General features: G+C 67.2%; 12 protein-coding genes and 1 tRNA gene. 8 read left to right on the forward strand and 5 right to left on the reverse strand.

Annotated elements, in window-relative coordinates:
- Nucleotides 1–45: 45 nt before the first annotated feature.
- Nucleotides 46–267, reverse strand: coding sequence for a DUF3618 domain-containing protein (locus ACHQ4I_RS04100; protein ID WP_420770309.1), 222 nt, complete (start codon nt 265–267; stop codon nt 46–48).
- 111 nt (nt 268–378) lie between these two features.
- On the opposite strand from ACHQ4I_RS04100, the gene bcp reads away from it, so the two are divergent.
- Complete coding sequence (bcp, locus tag ACHQ4I_RS04105; protein WP_420770310.1) at nt 379–852, forward strand: thioredoxin-dependent thiol peroxidase; 474 nt, start codon at nt 379–381, stop codon at nt 850–852.
- 317 nt (nt 853–1,169) lie between these two features.
- Here the strand turns inward: bcp and ACHQ4I_RS04110 are convergent, their stop codons facing one another.
- Nucleotides 1,170–2,438 carry a hypothetical protein gene (locus ACHQ4I_RS04110; protein ID WP_420770311.1) on the reverse strand — a complete coding sequence of 423 codons (1,269 nt, stop codon included), beginning with the start codon at nt 2,436–2,438 and terminating at the stop codon, nt 1,170–1,172.
- 310 nt (nt 2,439–2,748) lie between these two features.
- Between ACHQ4I_RS04110 and ACHQ4I_RS04115 the strand changes: the two genes are divergently transcribed.
- Entirely contained in the window at nt 2,749–3,369 is a 621-nt protein-coding gene (locus ACHQ4I_RS04115; RefSeq protein WP_420770357.1) for a TetR/AcrR family transcriptional regulator, read from the forward strand.
- A gap of 120 nt (nt 3,370–3,489) precedes the next feature.
- Here the strand turns inward: ACHQ4I_RS04115 and acpS are convergent, their stop codons facing one another.
- Nucleotides 3,490–3,927: a holo-ACP synthase AcpS gene (acpS, locus tag ACHQ4I_RS04120; RefSeq protein WP_354960586.1), complete on the reverse strand. Its 438-nt coding sequence runs from the start codon at nt 3,925–3,927 to the stop codon at nt 3,490–3,492.
- 89 nt (nt 3,928–4,016) lie between these two features.
- A complete protein-coding gene (locus tag ACHQ4I_RS04125) occupies nt 4,017–13,370 on the reverse strand; it encodes a fatty acid synthase subunit beta domain-containing protein (RefSeq protein WP_420770312.1) in 9,354 nt (3,117 codons plus the stop codon).
- Between the two features lie 385 nt (nt 13,371–13,755).
- Here ACHQ4I_RS04125 and ACHQ4I_RS04130 point away from each other — a divergent pair.
- From ACHQ4I_RS04130 to ACHQ4I_RS04150, 5 genes are all read left to right on the forward strand, one after another.
- Nucleotides 13,756–13,837: transfer RNA gene (locus ACHQ4I_RS04130), tRNA-Leu, on the forward strand.
- A gap of 274 nt (nt 13,838–14,111) precedes the next feature.
- Nucleotides 14,112–14,534: a hypothetical protein gene (locus ACHQ4I_RS04135; RefSeq protein WP_420770313.1), complete on the forward strand. Its 423-nt coding sequence runs from the start codon at nt 14,112–14,114 to the stop codon at nt 14,532–14,534.
- Nucleotides 14,531–15,580, forward strand: a complete 1,050-nt coding sequence (locus ACHQ4I_RS04140; RefSeq protein ID WP_420770314.1) for a tyrosine-type recombinase/integrase — start codon at nt 14,531–14,533, stop codon at nt 15,578–15,580. Before ACHQ4I_RS04135 ends, ACHQ4I_RS04140 begins: the two co-directional genes overlap by 4 nt.
- Before the next feature lie 331 nt (nt 15,581–15,911).
- On the forward strand, nt 15,912–16,451 hold the full coding sequence (locus ACHQ4I_RS04145; RefSeq protein ID WP_420770358.1) for a DUF2637 domain-containing protein: 540 nt from the start codon (nt 15,912–15,914) through the stop codon (nt 16,449–16,451).
- Between the two features lie 140 nt (nt 16,452–16,591).
- Nucleotides 16,592–17,371 (forward strand): hypothetical protein, encoded by a 780-nt coding sequence (locus ACHQ4I_RS04150; RefSeq protein ID WP_420770315.1) that lies wholly within the window; start codon nt 16,592–16,594, stop codon nt 17,369–17,371.
- A gap of 50 nt (nt 17,372–17,421) precedes the next feature.
- On the opposite strand, the gene ACHQ4I_RS04155 is transcribed toward ACHQ4I_RS04150, so the two are convergent.
- Nucleotides 17,422–17,991, reverse strand: coding sequence for a hypothetical protein (locus ACHQ4I_RS04155; RefSeq protein ID WP_420770316.1), 570 nt, complete (start codon nt 17,989–17,991; stop codon nt 17,422–17,424).
- Between the two features lie 816 nt (nt 17,992–18,807).
- On the opposite strand from ACHQ4I_RS04155, the gene ACHQ4I_RS04160 reads away from it, so the two are divergent.
- The gene (locus ACHQ4I_RS04160) at nt 18,808–19,182 is read left to right on the forward strand and encodes a hypothetical protein (protein WP_420770317.1); all 375 of its coding nucleotides are present in this window, start codon (nt 18,808–18,810) and stop codon (nt 19,180–19,182) included.
- Nucleotides 19,183–19,187 lie beyond the last annotated feature (5 nt).

Consider the following 19,187-nt stretch of genomic DNA (forward strand, 5'->3'; position numbering starts at 1 on the left):
AGAACACCCGGTGTGGCTGGCCACACCGGGTGTTTTCGTTTCGACTCAGCGGAAGATCTTGAACAGCACCAGCCCGACGACCACCGCGCCCGCGCCGATCAGGCTGTATTTCACCTTCGGCTCGTTCAGCTTCGCCAGCACCATGTGCTTGGTGTCATCGGCGATGCGCTGCGGATCGGCGCGCACGGCGATTTCGTCGAGCGTGCTCGCGAGCCGTGTCCGCGCGGCCTCGATGTCCCGCTCGATCCGCTCGGTATCCCTAGCCACGTGTGTCCTCCTGTGTCAGATGTGCAGCGAACGCGCTCGCCGACGAGTCTAACCAGCCGCACCGCGCCGGTGCGGGCTCCATTGTCGGGACGTTCGATTACCGTGCAAGACGTGACCGACAACCAACGACTCTCCCCCGGCGATCCCGCCCCCGATTTCACCCTGCCCGACGCCGACGGCGAGAACGTGTCGCTGTCCGACTACCGCGGCCGCAAGGTGATCGTCTATTTCTACCCCGCCGCGAGCACCCCCGGCTGCACCAAGCAAGCCTGCGATTTCCGCGACAACCTCGCCGACCTGGAGGGCGCGGGCATCGAGGTCATCGGCATCTCGCCCGATAAGCCCGCCAAGCTGGCCAAGTTCCGCGACAACGAAAAGCTCACCTTTCCGCTGCTCTCGGATCCGGACAAATCCACCCTCACCGCATGGGGCGCATTCGGTGAGAAGACCATGTACGGCAAAACCGTCACCGGCGTTATCCGCTCGACGTTCCTGGTCGACGAAAAAGGCAAAATCGAAGTCGCGCAGTACAACGTCCGCGCCACCGGCCACGTAGCCAAACTCCGCCGCGACCTGTCGGTGTAGACCTACTTATCGAACGAGCACACTAACTGTTCGCAGCCATCGAGCGGCCGATCCGGACCGAACCGCGGATCGGCCTCCGCCCGGCCGGTTTCGTCCAGTTCGTAGGCCCGCTGCGAGTTGGCGAGGGCCATACCGGTAGCGCTGCGGGTCGATCACGCGGCCGCGACAGTGCGCTGCGGGCCGTGGGCTGGTGTGCGGGGATCGCGTTGCTCGGGCATGTCGCGGCGAGCGCGCTGTTACGGCGTCGGACGGCGGATCGAGCTCACATAGCGAAAGGTCCGGTGCCGCTGGGGCACCGGACCTTTCCGCGACTTCTGCTAGGTCGACTGCAACCCTTGGGCCGCCCATTGCAAGAGTAAGCGGACGTGGTTGTCCCACCAGTGGTAGAACTCCGGGGTGAAAGCCGCCGGGGGCGGGGCTTCACCGGGGAAGAGCGTGTAGCCGTTGGGGGTGCCGACCTTTGCGGTGGGGCCGGGTATGGCGGAGCCGAGAACCTGCTGCTGTGGCGATACCGCCGCTTCGTTTTCGTGCTCGTGCATATCGAAGGGGGCCAGGGCGAGCGGCTGCTGCGCGCCCCAGCGCTGCGCGTTGTACACGGGCACCTCGCCCACGTCGAACTGGCTCGCCGTTGGGTCGGCGGCGGATCCGGCAGCGGGTTGCCGTGCGTCCGGTCGATCGAAGGGGAAGAAATTCGGCTGGACCGAGGAGCCCGCGCTGGAGCCGCTGGCCGATCCGGTGCCGTCGACCGCGCGGGCATCCGCGGCGACCCGTGCGTCCGCGGTGACCGTGGTCCGCGACGAGGCGTTCGTAACGTATATACCGCCCGCCACCAGTCCGCCGGCCAGCACACCGGCCGCGGCGACCAGCGCCGCCGTGCCGTGCGTATTCCTGGTCGACTCGACCGGCGCGTCCGCACCGCGCGCATCGGCCATGGCGAACAGCGCGGCACCGAGCGCGGTGGCGGATGTCGAGATCCTGCACGGAATCACCGGCGCGCCGAATCCGTCCATTGCCGTGGCCACCACCGGTCCGCCTGCGGCCGAGCCGATCAGCACGGCCGCATCCGGCCGAACGGTGGCCGCCTCGAACTCATCCCACGCCGCCGACACCGCGGCATCGAGCGCCTGCGCGGTGGCGACGCCCGCCTGACTCGTCGCGGCCAGCACGCGGCTGCGCCGACGGTCGACCAGCGTGAACGCCTGATGTCCGGGAACGACCTCACAGATGAGCAGGTCGTCGAATTCGTCGAGCCAAGTCATGAACCCGGCCACGCTCAGATGCGCGGCCTTCGTCGACACCAGCGAGGCGGTATGCCACGGCCCCGCCGCCAGTTTGGTGACGATCGCGCGGCGCTCGGCGGCATCGCGGTAAGCGACCGCCGTGCCGCAGATCTCCTGATCCGGGCCCATCTCGGCGGCGAGGGAGTCCATCGCCGTCTGGACCGCGACCGCCAGGTCCGTCTTCGAGTCGCCACGGGTTTTCACCACCCGCTGATGCAGCACGCGTTCGGGTAGCTTCTCGCCGCCGTCGGCGAGTGCTACCGCGTGAACCGCGCCGCGTTCGGTGGAAACGCCTAGTGTTACCACGGATCGAGCTACCACTGATCACGCCTTCCCAGTGCATTTACCGAGCTCACGAGCTTGCCGAAACCCCTGAGCCCCTTGGATTCCCCGGCCCGAAACGCGCCTTGTGATGCACGCGCGCTCGGTTAGTGTTCGACGCCATATCCGACTTGGATGGGTGCTGAAATGTGACAGTCCTTGACACGCAGATACCGTGCGCATGTCGCGTATGTGTCGATACCGCTAGCCTTGATGCGTGGATGTACGCACGGAGGCCAGGTCGAAACGACGTCTGGACCCTGCGTTGGACCTGCAGGACGACCCGCAGGAGCTCATGCCGAGGCGCAGGCCGACTCAGGAACGCAGCAAACGCAAGTTCGATGCCCTGTTGCAAGCGTCCCGGGAATTGCTCGTCGAGGTCGGGTTCGAATCGTTCACCTGTGAAGAGGTGGCGGCGCGGGCCGAGGTGCCGATCGGCACGCTGTATCAGTTCTTCGCGAATAAATATGTCATTGTCTGCGAACTGAATCGCCAAGACCTCGTTGCCGTTTCCCAGGAGCTCGCCGATTTCCACGGCGAGATCCCGTCATTGGACTGGTTGCGGCATATGAACCAGTTCGTCGACCACCTGGCGAATCTGTGGATGACCGACCCGTCCCGGCGCGAGGTCTGGCTGGCGATGCAGTCGACCCCGTCCACCAGGGCCACCGGCGCGATCCACGAAAAGGAGTTCGCCGAGGTCGTCTCGCAGATGCTGCGGCCGTTGACCCCGCGCACCCCCCGCGCGCGCCGCACCATGATGGCCGAGGTCCTGGTGCACGTCGTCTACTCGATGCTGAACTTCTCCGTCCAGGACGACCAGAGCAACACCGAGGCCGTCTCCGAACTCAAGCGCCTCATGGTCGCCTACCTCATGGTCGCCGAGAAGGAATCCCGCACCGCCAGCGAGCGGTGACGCAGGTCCTCGCACAGCCGCCGCTGGCTCGGCTCCGGCGGCTCGCCGAGCGTAGTGATATGGCGGTCGAATACGGCGTGGGCGACCACCATTCGACTACGCTCGACGGAACTCCTCGGATCAGCCGCTCGCTTCGCGGCCCTCGATGAGGTCGGCCAGTTCGCCTGGGTCTTCCAATACGACCATGGCGGCGGCGGTGTCGCCGTCGTGCGTCAGGGACAGGTGAACCCTTGCGCGGGGCAGGAATTCGGCGGCCAGGCCGTGCAGTTTGATGCTGGGCCGCCCCCAGGCGTCGTTGACCACCTCGATGAGCGGATACGGGTTGTCGCCGATCTGTGGGCGGCGCGCGAAACGCGAAGACGCCCATGCCTTCAGCACTGCTTCTTTGGCCGCCCAGCGCGCCGCGTAACTGCGTGCCGGGTCGGTGCCCTTGCTCTGACAGTAGCGCCGCTCACCGGCGGTGAAACTCTCCCGGAGCATGGTGGTTCCGGACCGTTGCAACTGTTCGGCGAACTCGGAGATGGTCACCAAGTCCAAGCCGATCCCCAGAATGGTCAATGCGTCGCCGCTCCTCAGCCCTCAGCTCGATAAAAGTCAGAGTGCGGCCGCCGTAGCGACCGCACTCTGCACGGTAGTGGCCGAAGCCGCTATGCAATAGATCCATCGGCGTCGAGTTGCCCGAGGATCACTGCCCCGGTGCCGCAATCCGCGCCGTCGGCCCGGTAGGTGCCGTTGCCGGACAGCCGCGCCTCGGGCGAGAGCAGCACGTCGGCCTCCAACTGCCGCTTCTGCGCGGACGGCACACCATCGGCACCGAGGCGCCGGTCGGCCGGCCGCTCGTACAGCGGGGCGCCGCCGCACATTGCCTCAGTGAAGCGCTGCCGTCCGGCGAGCTGACGCTCCTGTGCCCGGCGCTGGTACTCCTCGCGCCGTCCCGGCTCGATGGCCTGGATGAACGCCTGCGGATGCACCACCGCGAGCAGACCCGAGACGTGCCCGAAGCCGAGCGAGGTCAGCAGACCGGCCTTGAGCGGGAACCGATCGCCGAAGCGCAGCGGTTCGCGCGCCCAGACCAGATGCGGGTAGGCACGCATCTTGTCATCGACGCAGTCCAGGCTCCGATTCGGCGGCACCACACCGTTTTCCAGCACCTGGCACAGGCCGATCAGCTGGAATGCGGCCGCACCGCCCTTGGCGTGTCCGGTCAGGCTCTTCTGCGAAATCACGAACAGCGGTGCGCCTTCGGAACGTCCGACGGCCGCGGCCAGCCGCTCGTGCAGTTCGGACTCGTTCGGGTCGTTGGCCGCGGTCGAGGTGTCGTGCTTGGAGATGACCGCGATATCGTCCGGCGCCACACCGAGTTTGCGCAGTTCGGCGGCGAACTTGGATTCGCGGCCGCCACGACCGGCGCCGAGCGCGCCGAGTCCGGGCGCCGGGATGGAAGTGTGCACGCCGTCGGCGAAGGACTGCGCGAAGGCGACCACACCGAGCACCGGCAGGCCCATTTCCACCGCCACGTCGCCGCGAGCCAGCAGTACGGTGCCGCCACCCTGCGATTCCACGAAGCCGCCGCGACGGCGGTCGTTGGCGCGGGAGAAGTACCGATCGCTGATGCCCTTGGCGCTCATGGCCGCCGAATCCGCGGTGGCCGACATGTCACCGAAGCCGACGATGCCCTCGATGCCGAGATCGTCGAAACCACCGGCGACCACCAATTCGGCCTTGCCCAAACGAATCTTGTCGACGCCCTCTTCCACCGACACCGCCGCCGTTGCGCAGGCCGCCACCGGATGCACCATCGCGCCGTAGCTGCCGACGTAGGACTGCACCACATGCGCGAGCGCGACGTTCGGCAGTGCCTCCTGCAGGATGTCGTTCGGGCGCGACTCACCGAGCAGGTTGTCGATGTAGAGCGAGCGCATCGAGGACATGCCGCCCATGCCGGTGCCCTGGGTGTTGGCGACCAGGCTCGGGTGCACCCAGCTCATCAGCTCGGCCGGGCTGAACCCGGAGCTGATGAACGCGTCCACGGTGCAGACGATGTTCCACAGCGCCACCCGGTCCACCGAGGCGGCCATATCGGCGGAGATGCCCCAGATGGTGGGATCCCAGCCGGTCGGGATCTGACCGCCGACGGTGCGCGACAGCTTGGCCTTGCGCGGCACCCGAATCTCGGTGCCCGCCTTGCGGATCACCTGCCAGTCACCGGAATCGGCGACCGGCGCGATCACCGTGTGCTCCGGATCCGCGGCGTAGAAGGCGCGCGCCTCGGCCTCGCCGCCGACCGTGAAGGTCAGATCCTGGTCCAGGAAGACCGAGGTCATCAGCGGCGCGGCATTGTCGATCATGGCGCCGTCGTCCTCGTAGCGGCGCACACCGCAGCGGGCGACGACCGCGTCGTGGTACTTCGCGGCCAGCTCGTGTTCGGGGACGTAGTCACCGGATTCGGTGTCGTACCAGCCGGGCTTGGGGTCGTTCTCCCAGGTCACCATGCCGGTGCTCCAGGCGAGTTCCAGCACGCCCGCGGCCGAGAGCTCGTCTTCGACCTCCATCTCGAACCGGGTGCGCGCCGAACCGTACGGGCCGAGCTCACCGGCGCCGACGATGACGACCATATCGGCGAGATCGGCGGTGACCGTGCCCCATTCGGGCACCGGCAGCACCGAGCTCATGGTCGGCGGTGCGGGCAGCGCCGAAATCGTCCCCGCCGCAACGGCTTCCTCGGTTTCGGCCGCGGCGGCCTCCTGAGCCTGCTTGGCCAGTGCGGGCAGATCGAGCTTGGCCCTGGCGAGTCCGCCGGTGAGGTCGATCTGCTGCGGTCCGGCGGCGGTCACCTGGCGGGCCCGCGAGGTGCACCACTTGAGCAGCTCATCGGCCATCTCGGTGGTGGACCAGGTGTGCACACCGGCCTTTTCGACCGCGGTCACCATCGGATCGTTGTGCCCCATCAGCCCGGTGCCGCGCACCCAGCCGATCATGGCGTGCACCAGGGTGACTCGGCTGGACCACGACTTCTCGGCCCGCCACTTGCCGACCACCGCGTCGAGCGCGGCCTTGGACTCACCGTAGGCGCCGTCGCCGCCGAACATGCCGCGGTTGGGCGAACCCGGAAGCACCACATGCAGTTTCGCGTCGACGTCGTGGTCGGCGCCGATCTTGGACAGCCCACCGATCAGCCGCTCGACCGACCAGAGCAGCACCCGCATCTCCATTTCGGCGCGGGCGCCCGCATCGGCGAGATCACCGGCGACCCGCGGCGCCGCGAACGGCAGCAACAGGGTCGGGGTCATCGCGTCCTTGACCTTGACCTTCGCGCCGCCCGCATTGTCGACCTGCTCGCTGCCGACCCAGTCGATCAGCGCGTCGACATCCTGGTAGGAGGCCATATTCGCGGGCACCACCCAGAGCGCGGCACCGTGGCGCGCGTTCTCGCGGTAGAGCTTGCGGTAGAAGCCGAGTCGCTCGTCATCGAGGCGCGAGGTGGTGACCACGACCGTCGCGCCGCCGCCGAGCAGTCGACCGGCGGCCGCCGCCGCGATGGAACCCTTACTGGCGCCGGTGATCACGGCGATATCCGAGGACCACAGGCCGGGCTCTTCGGTGCTGAGCGCGGCCTCGGCGATGCGCTCGTACAGTCCGGCGAGCACCGAGCGGGCCTCGTGCTTGGCCTTCTCGCGCCACCAGTTGGCCTGTGCCGCAACGGCTTCGCCCGCACCGAGGAAACCGTGCACCGGGCCTTCGCCGGAGCCGATGTCGTCGAGCAGCCACAGCTTGGCCAGGTCTTCGCGCGCGGTCGCCCAGCGGTCATCGATCAGCACCGCCTTGCGGGCATCGAAGGCGGGCGCGACCAGACGCGGCCAGTCCGAACCCAATTCGGCCGAGACCAGGTCGACCAGGGTGTCGTCGGCGGCCTCCGGCGCGGATGCCTGCTCGGTCAGGCCGAGCTGTTCGAGCACCACGCGGGCGGCCGTGGCCAGCACGCCGTCGCGACCGGTGATCTGCTCGGTGAACTCACCCAGCGCCGCGGCGTCCACGGTGGCGCCGCCACCGCCGCCCGCGCTCGGCAGCGACACCGCGACACCGCGACGGGCCGCGACGGCCTGTACGGCGGCGTCGATGGCCGCGTCGACCGATGCGGCGTCGCTCACACCCGCGACCAATCCGCCGAGATCGCCGCCGCGCACGCTGACGCCCTCGCGGGTGCCGAGCGACACCTCGGCGGTGACGTGGTCGGCCCAGCCGTCGCCGAGCTCCCAGACCTTCTTGACGCGCTCGGCGATCGCGGCGGGCCGCTTGCCGGACGGGCCGAAGACCTTGCGCAGGTGGTCGCCGATGGCATCGGAGAGCACCGAACCGAAGGGCTTGTAGGTGCGTGCAAGTCGCTCGACCGTGGCCGAGAGCGCGCCCATATCGGCGTCGGCCGCACCGTCGATCGCGCCGAGCGACAGCTCGGAGCCGAGGTCGACGAGCAGCTGGTTGCGTCGGGACGAGACGCCGTCGCACAGGCCCTCGATGGTGTCGACCGGGCCGATCTGGTCCAGCCGCAGCTTGGTCCACAGCGCGATGAGCACGCGGGTGGCATCGGCGGCGGTGAACGCGATGTCGTCCGGACGCGGACCACCCGAGCTCGCGACCGGGGCGGCAACCGGGGCCGCGGCGACCGGCGTTGCGGCCGAAGCGGTTTCGGTCGGCTCATCGGCGGGCTCGTCGACCGGCGCGGGATCGGTATCGGTCGAGTAGACGACCGCGGCCTCGCGCTCGATATTCAGCACCTCAACGGTGACGGTGCCGAAGGCGGGCAGCTTCAGCGTCTGGCTCGCCAGGTTCGCCACGGTCGGCGTCGCGCCCAAACCGATTTCGACGAACCGCTCGACCCCGAGTCCGCCGCGCGCGGTATCGGTGAACAGCAGGTCCTGGGTCTCGATCCAGCGGACCGGGCTGGCGAACTGCCAGGCCAGCAGCTCGATCAGCACCACGCGGCACAGTTCGGTCGGGCGCGCGGCCCAGGTGTCGAAGTCGGCGAGCACGGCGGCCAGCGGCTCCGAGGGCACCAGATCGGCGATCTCCTGGACGAATGCCTGCTCCAGCGAGAACGGCTTGGGCACCAGGTTCGGAATGTAGCGTCCGACAAGGATTTCCGGATGCAGGTCCGCGGGCAGCAGTTGCTCGAGCTTTTGCCGGAACTCCGGAACGCCCTCGCGCAGCACGGTGGAGTGGAACGGCACATCGATGCCGGGGACCAGGATGAACGCCCGCTTACCGCCGAATTCGGCACGGCGGCGGTCGATTTCGGCCTCCAGCGCGTCGAGGCCCTTGACCGTGCCCGCGATCGCGTACTGCGAACCGCGCAGGTTCAGGTTGACGACCTCGAGGAATTCCCCGACGCTCGCGCCGACATCCTTGACGAAGCCGATGACCTCGTCGTCGGGCAGCCCGATCTGCGACGGCCGGATGGCGGCCATCCGATAGTCGCTGCGGCCCTGCGCATCCCGGGGCACCAGCTCGTGCATGGCCGAACCACGCTGGAAGACCACCTCCAGCACGGCCTCCAGCGGCAGCACACCGGCGACCGCGGCGAGCGCGTTGTATTCACCGACCGAATGTCCGGCCAGCATGGCGCCCTCGACGTACGCACCGGCCTCGCGCAGCTCGGCGACCTGGGCGACACCGAGCACCGCCATGGCGACCTGAGTGAACTGGGTCAGGTGCAGCACGCCGTCCGGGTGCCGGTGTTCGACACCGCGCGCCTTGAGGTAGGTCGGGTTGTCCCGGACCACGGCCAGGATCGAGAAGCCCAGTGCCGCACGGGTGTGCTTATCGGCGCGCTCCCAGATCTCCTTGGCGGCCTTGGAACGGGAGCGCGCGTCCAGGCCCATGCCCTTGCGCTGAATGCCCTGGCCCGGGAAGGCGTAGACGGTCTTCGGGGCGGCGGTGCGACCGGTCGCGGTCATCACCAGCTCGCCATCGGTGCGGCAGGAGACCTCGACGATTTCGCTGCCCGCGTCGACGGCGATCCGCTCGACGCGCACGTCGATCTCCGCGCCGGGGCGGACCATGCCGAGGAAGCGCGTGGTCCATGCGGTCAAAGTCCGTGCCGGAGTGGAGCTTGCCGGATCGATGGCGGACACCACGTGCTGCGCGGCGGCCGAGAGCCACATGCCGTGCACGATCGGGCTGCCGAGTCCGGCCAGTTTGGCGGCGGAATCGCTGGTGTGGATGGGGTTGTGGTCACCGGAGACCGTGGCGAAGGCATTCATGGCGCGCGGCGCCACCACCTTGACATCGCGGCGACGCCGACGCGGGGTGTCGATGGCGGCATCGGAGACGGCACCGGCGGCACGCGGCGGATCGGCCAGCTCGCCGGCGCCATTGCGGCCGCGGATGGCGAAGCGTTCGGTGAGGCGAGCCAACGGCACCACGTCGAGGCCCTGATCACGCATCTCGCCGACGGTGACCTCGACCTCGACCACCCGGCCCAGGTCGGTGTCGAGCACCGACTTCGACTCCGCGCGGGCGACGAGAATGCTTGTCGTGCGCGGCAATTCGCGCAGCAGCTCGATCTGGTGATCGAGATGCACCAGATCCAGCATGCCCTCGATCACCGAATCCGAGTTCTCGGTGCGGGAGGCGCCGAGCACCGCGAAGACGGTGGGCCAGCACGCGCCGACCAGTACGTCGGGCACGCTACGGCCGAGCGTGCTCAACGATTCGGGCAGGCCCGAGCCGGTGACGCCCGCGTGATCGGCGATCAGGTCCGGGGTCCACGCCAGGTTGATGTGCGCGACCTTGCCCTTGACCTCCGGGAGCGCCTGGCCCGCGGCGACCGCGAGCAGCGCGGACATGGCGTTGTCGGCATCGGTTTCGGTGATGACCGGAGCGCCGCCGTTGTAGAGCGAGGACGGCACCGTGATGCGAATCCGGATGCGCACGGCGTCGCGGCCGGACAGCGGAACGGTCAGCTCGACATAGGAGTGATCCTCATCCGGCCCGGTGGTTTCGGTGATCGTCGCACCGGTCGGCGGATGCAGGGCACCCTCGCCGTCGACGATCCACTCCGACAGGTCGCCGAGGCGGTGGATCGGGTTGACGGTGGTGCGGCCCGACCATTCGACATCCGGCGCGGCCAGCACCGCGTCGATCGGGCCGGTGGTCACGCCCGCGGTGCGCCGCGCGTCGACGGCGACCGGCACCACGCCCGCACGGACCAGCGAGAACGCCGTGTCCTGCTCGAAGCGGTCCAGCAGTTCGCCGACGGGCTCGTCGACACGGGTGATGCCCGCGACGGACACCGTGCCGGGGATGACGCACACCTGATCGGCCGAGTAGCGCGGATCATGGGCCTGCCACAGCGAATCCGAGCGCCACCAGCGGCGGACATCGCCGTCCACCACGGGCACGAAGTTCACCGGCTTACCGGGTGTCTTGCACAGGCTGATGAAGAACGGCACATCCGCCGGATGCAGCAGGGTCTGCTCGGCGGCCGGGTACTGCTGCTTCAGCGTGCACAGCGCATCGACCGGATTCTCGAAGACCTCATCGGATTCGAACAGCGTCGGGATCTCGCCGCGGTCGGCCGGATGCAGCCGGGATTCGGTGCGGCGCATCATTTCCGCGAACCGGTCGCGCCAGGTGATGTCGAGCCACAGCGAGCGGGTGGCGTCGAGGAAGGCGTCGCCGAGGTCGCTGCCGCAGTCGAAATCCTTGCGGCGGTCCAGGCCGATGGCCAGCTCGACGTAGCGCTCCAGCCACTCCAGGTAGGTCATGGTCGCCACATCGCCGAAATACGGCTTGGCCGTTGCGTTCAGCGCGGCGATGATCTCGTCGCGACGCTCGGCGACCGCGTCGGCGTCACCGGCGACCTCGTCGAGCAGGCGGCCGGTGCGCGAGGCCGCATTGTCGATCTCGTGGATATCGGCGCCCAATTGGCTACGGCCGGAGGCCATTCCGCCGGTTGCCGTGCCCGCGCCGACCCAGTCCTGGGTGCCGGGGGTGTCGACGAGCAGCTGCTTGACCTCGGGTGCGGTGGTCGCCTCGAGCGTGGCCATGGCGGCGGTGCCGACCAGCACGCCGTCCAGCGGCATCACCGGATAGCCGTGCGGCACCGCCCATTCGCCGGTCAGGTATTCGGTGGCGCGTTCGGGGGTGCCGATGCCGCCGCCGACGCAGACCACCACATTGCCGCGGTTGCGCAGCTCGGCGTAGGTCTCGAGCAGCAGGTCGTCCAGGTCCTCCCAGGAGTGGTGGCCACCGGCCCGACCACCCTCGATGTGCATGATCACCGGGTAGTCCGGCACCTCGTCGGCGATGCGCAGCACCGCGCGGATCTGGGCGACGGTGCCCGGCTTGAACGCCACATGCGTGATGCCGACCTCGGTCAGCTCGGCGATCAGCGCGACGGCCTCTTCCAGCTCCGGAACGCCCGCGGTGACGATGACGCCGTCGAACGGCGCGCCCGCCGTGCGGGCCTTCTGCACCAGGCGCTTACCGCCGAGCTGCAACTTCCACAGGTACGGGTCGAGGAACAGCGAGTTGAACTGCACCGCGCGCCCCGGGTGCAGCAGCGTCTTCAGCTCGGCCACCCGGTCGGCGAAGATCTGCTCGGTCACCTGGCCGCCACCGGCCAGCTCCGCCCAGTGGCCCGCATTCGCCGCCGCCGCAACGATTTTCGCGTCGACGGTGGTCGGGGTCATGCCCGCGAGCAGGATCGGCGAGCGACCGGTCAGCTTGGTGAACGCGGTCTCCACCACCACGCGGCCATTGGGCAGGCGCACCGGGCGCGGCGCGAACGCCGACCACGGCTGGGCCACCTCGGGCGCGGCGCCGGGGGTCAGCAGGCTGCGCTGGCCCGCGCGGGTCGCGGCCGCGACGATGCCGACGCCGGTGCCCTTCAGCGAGCCGCTGGTGAGCCTGCTGAGCAGATCGCCAGGGCCCATATCGAGAATCCACTGCGCGCCCGCGGCGACCATGCCGTCGACCGCCTCGACCCAGTCGATCGGATCGACCAGGATCTCCCGCGCCAGCGTGCCCGCCAGCGCCGCGTCCAGACCGCACTGGGATGCCCAGCTGCTCACGATGTCGACGGTGTCGGCGAGTGCGGGGTGATGGAAGGCGACATCGACGGCCAGATCCTCGAAGACCGGTGCGAACACCGCGCCACCGCGCGACTTCGCATCCCGCTCACGGGTCTGCTCGTCATGGATCTGGGCGCACCGCTGGCGCACGCGCTCGAGCTGGGTCGGTGTACCGGAGAGCACTACGCGCCGACGTCCGTTGCGAATCGAGACCACCGCGGCCGCGGCGGGATCCACGCCCGCGGCCACCTCGGCCACCACCGTGGTCAGGTGTTCGGGATCGACATTCGATACCGCGACCATCGACGAACGCTCGCCCACCGGCATCAGACCGCGCCGCCGCGCCACCAAACCCGCTGCCGCACCGATCATTTGGGCGATGGCCAGGAGTTCGGCATCGCGCTGTCCCCCGGCCTCCACCGAGGTCGCGGCCAGCCGCCCCTGGGAATGTCCGGCGATCGCGACCGGCGCGTGCTCGTTCGAATCCAGACCCTGCAGCCGCAGCGCGCGCACGGCGGCGACCTGTGTCAGGAATACGCCAGGCATGGATACCGCGGCCGACCGCAGCACCTGCTCCGAAGGCGCACCCGAAACCTCGGCCTCATCCCCGTCGGCGAGCTCGTTCTCGAGCATCCAGCCGATCGGGTCGAAGCCGACCGGGCGCACCACGAGCAGTTGGGCCGCAACGGGCTCCAGCAGCGCGGCCGCCTCGTTGACCAGTGCGGTCAGCTCGGGCTCCAGCGCGGCATCGCGCCCGATCTCCTCCAACTCACCCAGCCAACGCGCACCCTGCCCGCCGAAGGCCAGCGCATAGGGCGTTCCGCCCAGCAGTCGATCCAGCAGCGGGGCCCTGGATCCCCCCTGCTGTGGCGCCCCAACCACTTTCGGGCTCTGTCCGGTTCCGGCCGCAGTGCTCTCATTGATCGTCAAGACGCTTCGACTTCCTTCTCTGGCGACATGCCGTCGAGACACGCCGCTCCCTCCGGTGCGCAGGTGTTCCTCACCAATGAGCCCTGATGACCGCAAGGATTCCAGAAAATCATGAGGAAATCCTCACGTTTGCCTTACGGCACCCCAATTACCGCCGAGTATTCCGGTACTGTCGTACCAGAATGCCCAGAAACATGACCCTCCCTCATGTTTAAAGCCGCTGGTCTACCTGGTTACTAACGCGTATGAAACATGAGCACTCCTCATGTTGGGCGTTACCGAATCGTTATAATACCTGGTGGGGTTACTGACCAGTACGACATGCCGGGGCTGAGCTTCGCGATGGCGGTCAAGCCCGGTAGAGTTTGGACGGTCGTACCATCAAGCGCGAGTGGCGAAATTGGCAGACGCGCCAGATTTAGGTTCTGGTGTCCACGGACGTAGGGGTTCAAGTCCCCTCTCGCGCACACATTCGTGTCATGCGTGACACATGTGGCAGCGGCGTGTTCGAGAGTTCTCATACACGCGGAGGCTGCTTGTGGATATGTGTCCTGACCTGCAACGTTTTGTGGCAGGTGTGTCACGAGAAGTGCTAGCTGGAAGGGGCGATCGGGGTCGCCGGGCGGGTGTCCCGGCTGGCGGTCGCCTGATTTCGGGCGTCATCCCTTCCCATGCCTCGAGACGAGTCCCGGGCGGGGCGATCGATCCCGCTGTCGGTCGGGTCCGGCGATGATCCCCCTGTTGGCGTTTCCTCAGGCGCCGTTGGAGGAATTGATCCATGGCCCGGTGACCGCCGACCCAGTTGTCCGCGCGCCGGACGCCAATCTGATCTACGGAATGTCAGTGGTGGGCGACGGCGGTCGTATCGCTGACAAGCGTCTGCTGGCGGCTATGCGCTGGCGCGCCGGTGTTCGTCTGGACGTGGCCGTGGCGGTCGGCGGAACCTTGACCGTCACTCCGAGGTCGGACGGCCAGGCGATCGTCACCCGCGAGGGTTACTTCCGCGTCCCGTATCGGCAGCGACGGCTGGCGTGCTTGTTCGTCGGCGATCAGGTGCTGCTGCTCGGACACCGCGGCACCGGTCGACTCGTTGTGCATCCTCGCGCCACCCTGGACGAGCTTTGTGCCGCGAGCGTGAACCTCGCCGGGGCGGTGCGCCCATGACGACATCCATCCAGCCCGCCGCGAACGCGGAAACGGTGGCCGCCGCCAAACTGCTGCTCTCCCAGATGGGGATCACCCCCGCCGATCTGGTCACAGTCGCTATCCCCGTTCCGACGTTCGGTGAGGTTGTCCCTCAGGTCCGAGCGAGCCTCACCGCCGGGACTCGCGGCACCTACGGTGCGCCGCTGAACCGACTCGAAACCCAATGGCACGACCGCCGTCTCGATGAGGTCTCCAAACCCGAACTCGACGAGATGACCCAAGCTGTCCAAGCGTCGAGCCGGGCCAACCGTGCGTCCCGCGGCGGCACCAGCGCCGCCGAGCACTTCGTCAGCGCCGTGCGCTCTGTGTACCGATACGCCGAGGACCACGGCTGGATACGCCCCAGCGACAACCCAGCCCGACGCCTGAGCATCCCGGCCCGGCAACGCTCCCACCGCTACGCGATCCCAGCACAGCAGCTCACCGAGATCTGCCAAGTCGCCGCCACCACCGGCGACGACCCCGAACTCGACTCGCTGATCCTGCGCCTGCACATCGAAACCGCATGCCGCCGAAGCGGAGCGCTCGCCCTGCGCCCACACGACCTCGACCCCGACGTGTGCCTGATCTATCTACGGGAGAAGGACGCCACCGAGCGCTGGCAGCCCGTCTCCCCCACCCTCATGCGGCACCTGCTGGCTCATGCTGCCGAACGCCACAGCCCACAGTCCGGACGGCTGCTGCGCTACCGCAACGGCAAACCGATCACCTCCCGCCGCTACGACCACCTCTGGCAGCGCATCGGCGAAGTTCTGCCGTGGGTCGCGAGCCGCGGCATCACCGCACACTGGCTACGCCACACCACTCTGACCTGGGTGGAGCGCACTTTCAGTTACGCCGTTGCCCGCGAGTACGCGGGCCACCGCGGCAAAACCCACGGCACTACCGCCACCTATGTCAAAGCCCATCTTCACGAAGTCGCCGCCGCCCTGGCAGTTCTCACCCGCGAGCCACATCCGCTCGCTCCTGCGTACCGACCGGCGACTACGGCGTCCGCACACTGACCGGGCATCCAGGAAGGAATCCATGTCTCCCTCCGACCAAACGACGCCGACGACAGCCTCACCAGGGCCGACAGTTGCTCCGCGTTCGGCAAAGATCGCCGAACGCACGCCGCGTGCGCACGCATTCTTCTGGTGCACATTGATTGCTGCCGCTGGTGTCAGCATCGCTGGCAACGCGACCCAGGCCGTCCTACACACCGTTGCATCACCGGTCGTCGCCGCATCCGTAGCGATCGTTCCCCCGATCGCACTGCTGTTCGCAGTCCATGGCGTCTCCATCCTGCTACGTGCGCACGCGGCCGCACACGCCACACGACTCATCGCAACCGCCATGACGGTACTGATCGCTGCTGGAGCGTTCTGGCTCTCGTTCACCGCGCTCCGAGCGATGGCACTGCTTGCGGGAGTGCCCGTAAACGAGGCCTGGTTGTGGCCGCTAATCGTCGAAGGATCGATGGCTCAATCGACGGTCGCTCTACTCGCACTCGCTCATTCCAACAGCGGAACCGAGACCACAATGCACAGCGAACAACAACCTGCTGTCGAGCACGTCGCAGACCTAGCGGTGACGGTGAGTCAACGCGTGCGCACGACCGAGTCGACACAATCCACCGTGCACACAATCGATTCGGGCTGTCGATTTCCCGAACGCTGGACCGAACTTGCCGCCTACATTTGCGATCAGGACACCGCCCACCGCCGCGACCCCGCCGAAGTCGTTCAGATCCTCGCGCTCCGTCATGACAGCGGATGGAACATCTCTCAAATCGCTCGCGAGATCAACCGCAGCCGATCCACCGTCAGCAGGATCATCAGCCAAGCAGCCGAGATCCAGCCCGATCAGCACGGGAACAGTGCACCCACCGGGTGACAGATCACTACGCGCTGACCGTTAAACCCACTTGTGACAGCCCAGCCGGGGATTGGCAAGAACCACCCCGGATCTCGCCCAGTAGGTGCGCCCAAAGATCCACAGCACCAACCACGGCACTACAAATCCAAGGACTCTCAATGAAGCCGACGTTCGCGCCGATCGCACACGGCGACCGCCATCGACCTCGACATCTGGCCGCCAGGAGTGTTCCATATAAGGAACTTTCGTCGCAGCATCAGATATCAGCAGACAAGCTCTTGCGCAGCAGACGTCACCGCGGCGCAACCACGTCGGGAGGGGACGTAGGCATGGACGTCGATATTTCCTGCCCCACCTGCGGGCGCACCGATTGGGTCCAAAGCGTGCCCGCGATCCGCCAGAGCGGTGTCCACACGATCACCGGCACCGACCACTACTCCGGCATCGGAATCGGATCCACCGGGCTCGTCCCGGTATTCGGCTCCACGACAATCGAACAGACACAGACTTCGAACCTCGCCGGCGCCCTCGCGCTCGCACCGCCGCTGCGCACATCAGGCCGACTCGTCGCGGTCGGTCTTCTGTTGGCGATCCCCTTCCTTCTCGCACTCCCAGTTACGACCGCCGCAGTCCTGCAGCCACCACCCGACCTTGGCACCGGCTGGATGCTCTTCCCCGCTCTCACTGTCCTCGCTTGCCTGGCAACGCCGCCTGCCCTTATGTTCTTGGTAGCGATCCGGCGTGTCCGGCGTAACAACCGGATTGGTCGTGGAGCGTCAGCAGCTGCGCCGGTATGGCGGGTCGGCCAGTACTGCCACGGGTGTGGACTGTGCTTCTGGCCGTTCTCACCTGCTCCGGATGTGCCTGCGCGCCAGTCGGTATCTCCGCACCAGTTCACCTGGGTTGTGCGAAACGTCGGCGGCTACGCCAACATTTGACCGGCGCGCCAGCATCGGCGATATTGTCGACGCTTCAAACCATGCACATGTCATTCCGCGTCTGGTGCCAACAAGTTCGACGGTCCGCTGTCCACGACGGTCGACGACGGCAACCCAGGGTAGGGCTTGGTCACCTCTTGGTCCTGACCTTTGTCCCGCTGTGGTGTCAGAACATCTGACCGTTCGCCGCGCTCAGCGCTTTCCGCGGAGTGCGTGGCGATCGCTGCGGCTTCGCGAGCAGCAGACAGAAGTTGGCGCACCTTTTTCGGAGTGATCTCCAACAAATCGGCGATGTCATCGGTGTCGTGGCCTTGGTCGCGAATCGCAGCCGCCGCAACCGCTTGTTCAGTCCGCTGCTCGGCTATTTCCACCTCAGCTCCATCTCGGACCTCGACGATCCGCTGCTGGAGGCTGGCGATCTCGCTGTCGCGGCGGCGCTCCACCGCGCCGATCCTTTGCCATGCACCGATATACCGCTTTACTGCCGCGGTCACGATTTTCTCCCTTTCCCGCGCCGCAGCACGCCGCACACGGATGCGGTCGCGGGAGCGTTCAAGCCGCTCAACAAGTTCAGGTGAAATCTTCGCGTCAGAACGCGACGGCTTACGGTTGTCGTCCACGACGATTCCTGACCAGCCGATCCACGTCCTTCCCTGAGCTCCAGGGTAGTGGCGAAACGGCGCGCACGTTAACCCCAGGTCGTACAAGTATCAACTCGCCGAGGGGGCTGGAACCTCGTGAGTCCCGGCGGCGCGCTATTCCGTTGTGGCGCTGTTCGTCATCTCCGACGGCAGCTGTCCACGAATCTCGACGGCACACTCAATCGGCAGAGACGTTGTTCACGAATAACAGCGGCGTTTGGTGGGCACCGGCGGACGCCCACCCAGCGGTATGTGCGTGCATTCGCCGGACACGCCCAGGTCGCCGGACACGCTCACCGATGACGACAGAATTCGCTGATGCCAACAGATCTCGGCCGTACTGTCCGCTGTCAGCGTTCATCGATATCCGCTGTCAGGGTTCACCAGCGTGGCCAACGTGGGCAAGTTCGACATCAGCCTGGCCGTGGTCCAGGGCGAAGCGGAGACCGCCGAACTCGGCACCACCGATCAGCCATAGCCCGGGGAAGGCGGGAAAGAGAGCGACCTCGATACGGTCGCCCTTCGGCGACACAAGCGAACCGCACCGCGCTACACATTCAGACGCTTCATTAGCGCAGGCGGTGGCGGCTTCCGGGTGTAGGGCTTTGCCGATCGTCCGGGGAGTCGGATCTCAGCAGGTTGTACCGAAGCCTTCCCCCGGTGCGCTGCGAGACGGCAGTACGGAGTGCAGTACTTCGCCCGCCGACCAGTGTTGTTGCGCGGTAACGGACATGGGCAGTGCGCACACCACGGGATGTCGGCGTTGAGGGAGGCCGGGGGTCTTAGGGTCCAGCCGTGAGCCGATACTGGACACCGCACCAGCGTGACAATGTCGTTGTGCAAGTCCGCCACGGTGGGGCTGGGCAGCCAATCGGCGTGGCGCAGAAGTCGATCGAGATCGGCTGGAGTGAGCGGAGTTCGCGACTTCCGGATATGTCTTTGGGCCTTTTCGAGCATCTGGATCAACTTCACAGTGTCGCCCCAGGCCAAAGTCGTCTCACGTTTTGGCCCAAATACTGGAATGGCGTTCAGGACATCGTCGACGGCGGCGTCACAGGTGCCAGCCAGCAGGCTGGCGAAGGTGCGGACGGTGTCAAAATCACGCGAGTCAGGCCACGCCACCGCCAGCGCGATCTGCAAATGTTCATCGAACTTCTCGTAGTTGACTAGATCGG

The organism is Nocardia nepalensis, assembly GCF_048910785.1.
GTDB classification, from domain to species: Bacteria; Actinomycetota; Actinomycetes; order Mycobacteriales; family Mycobacteriaceae; genus Nocardia; species Nocardia nepalensis.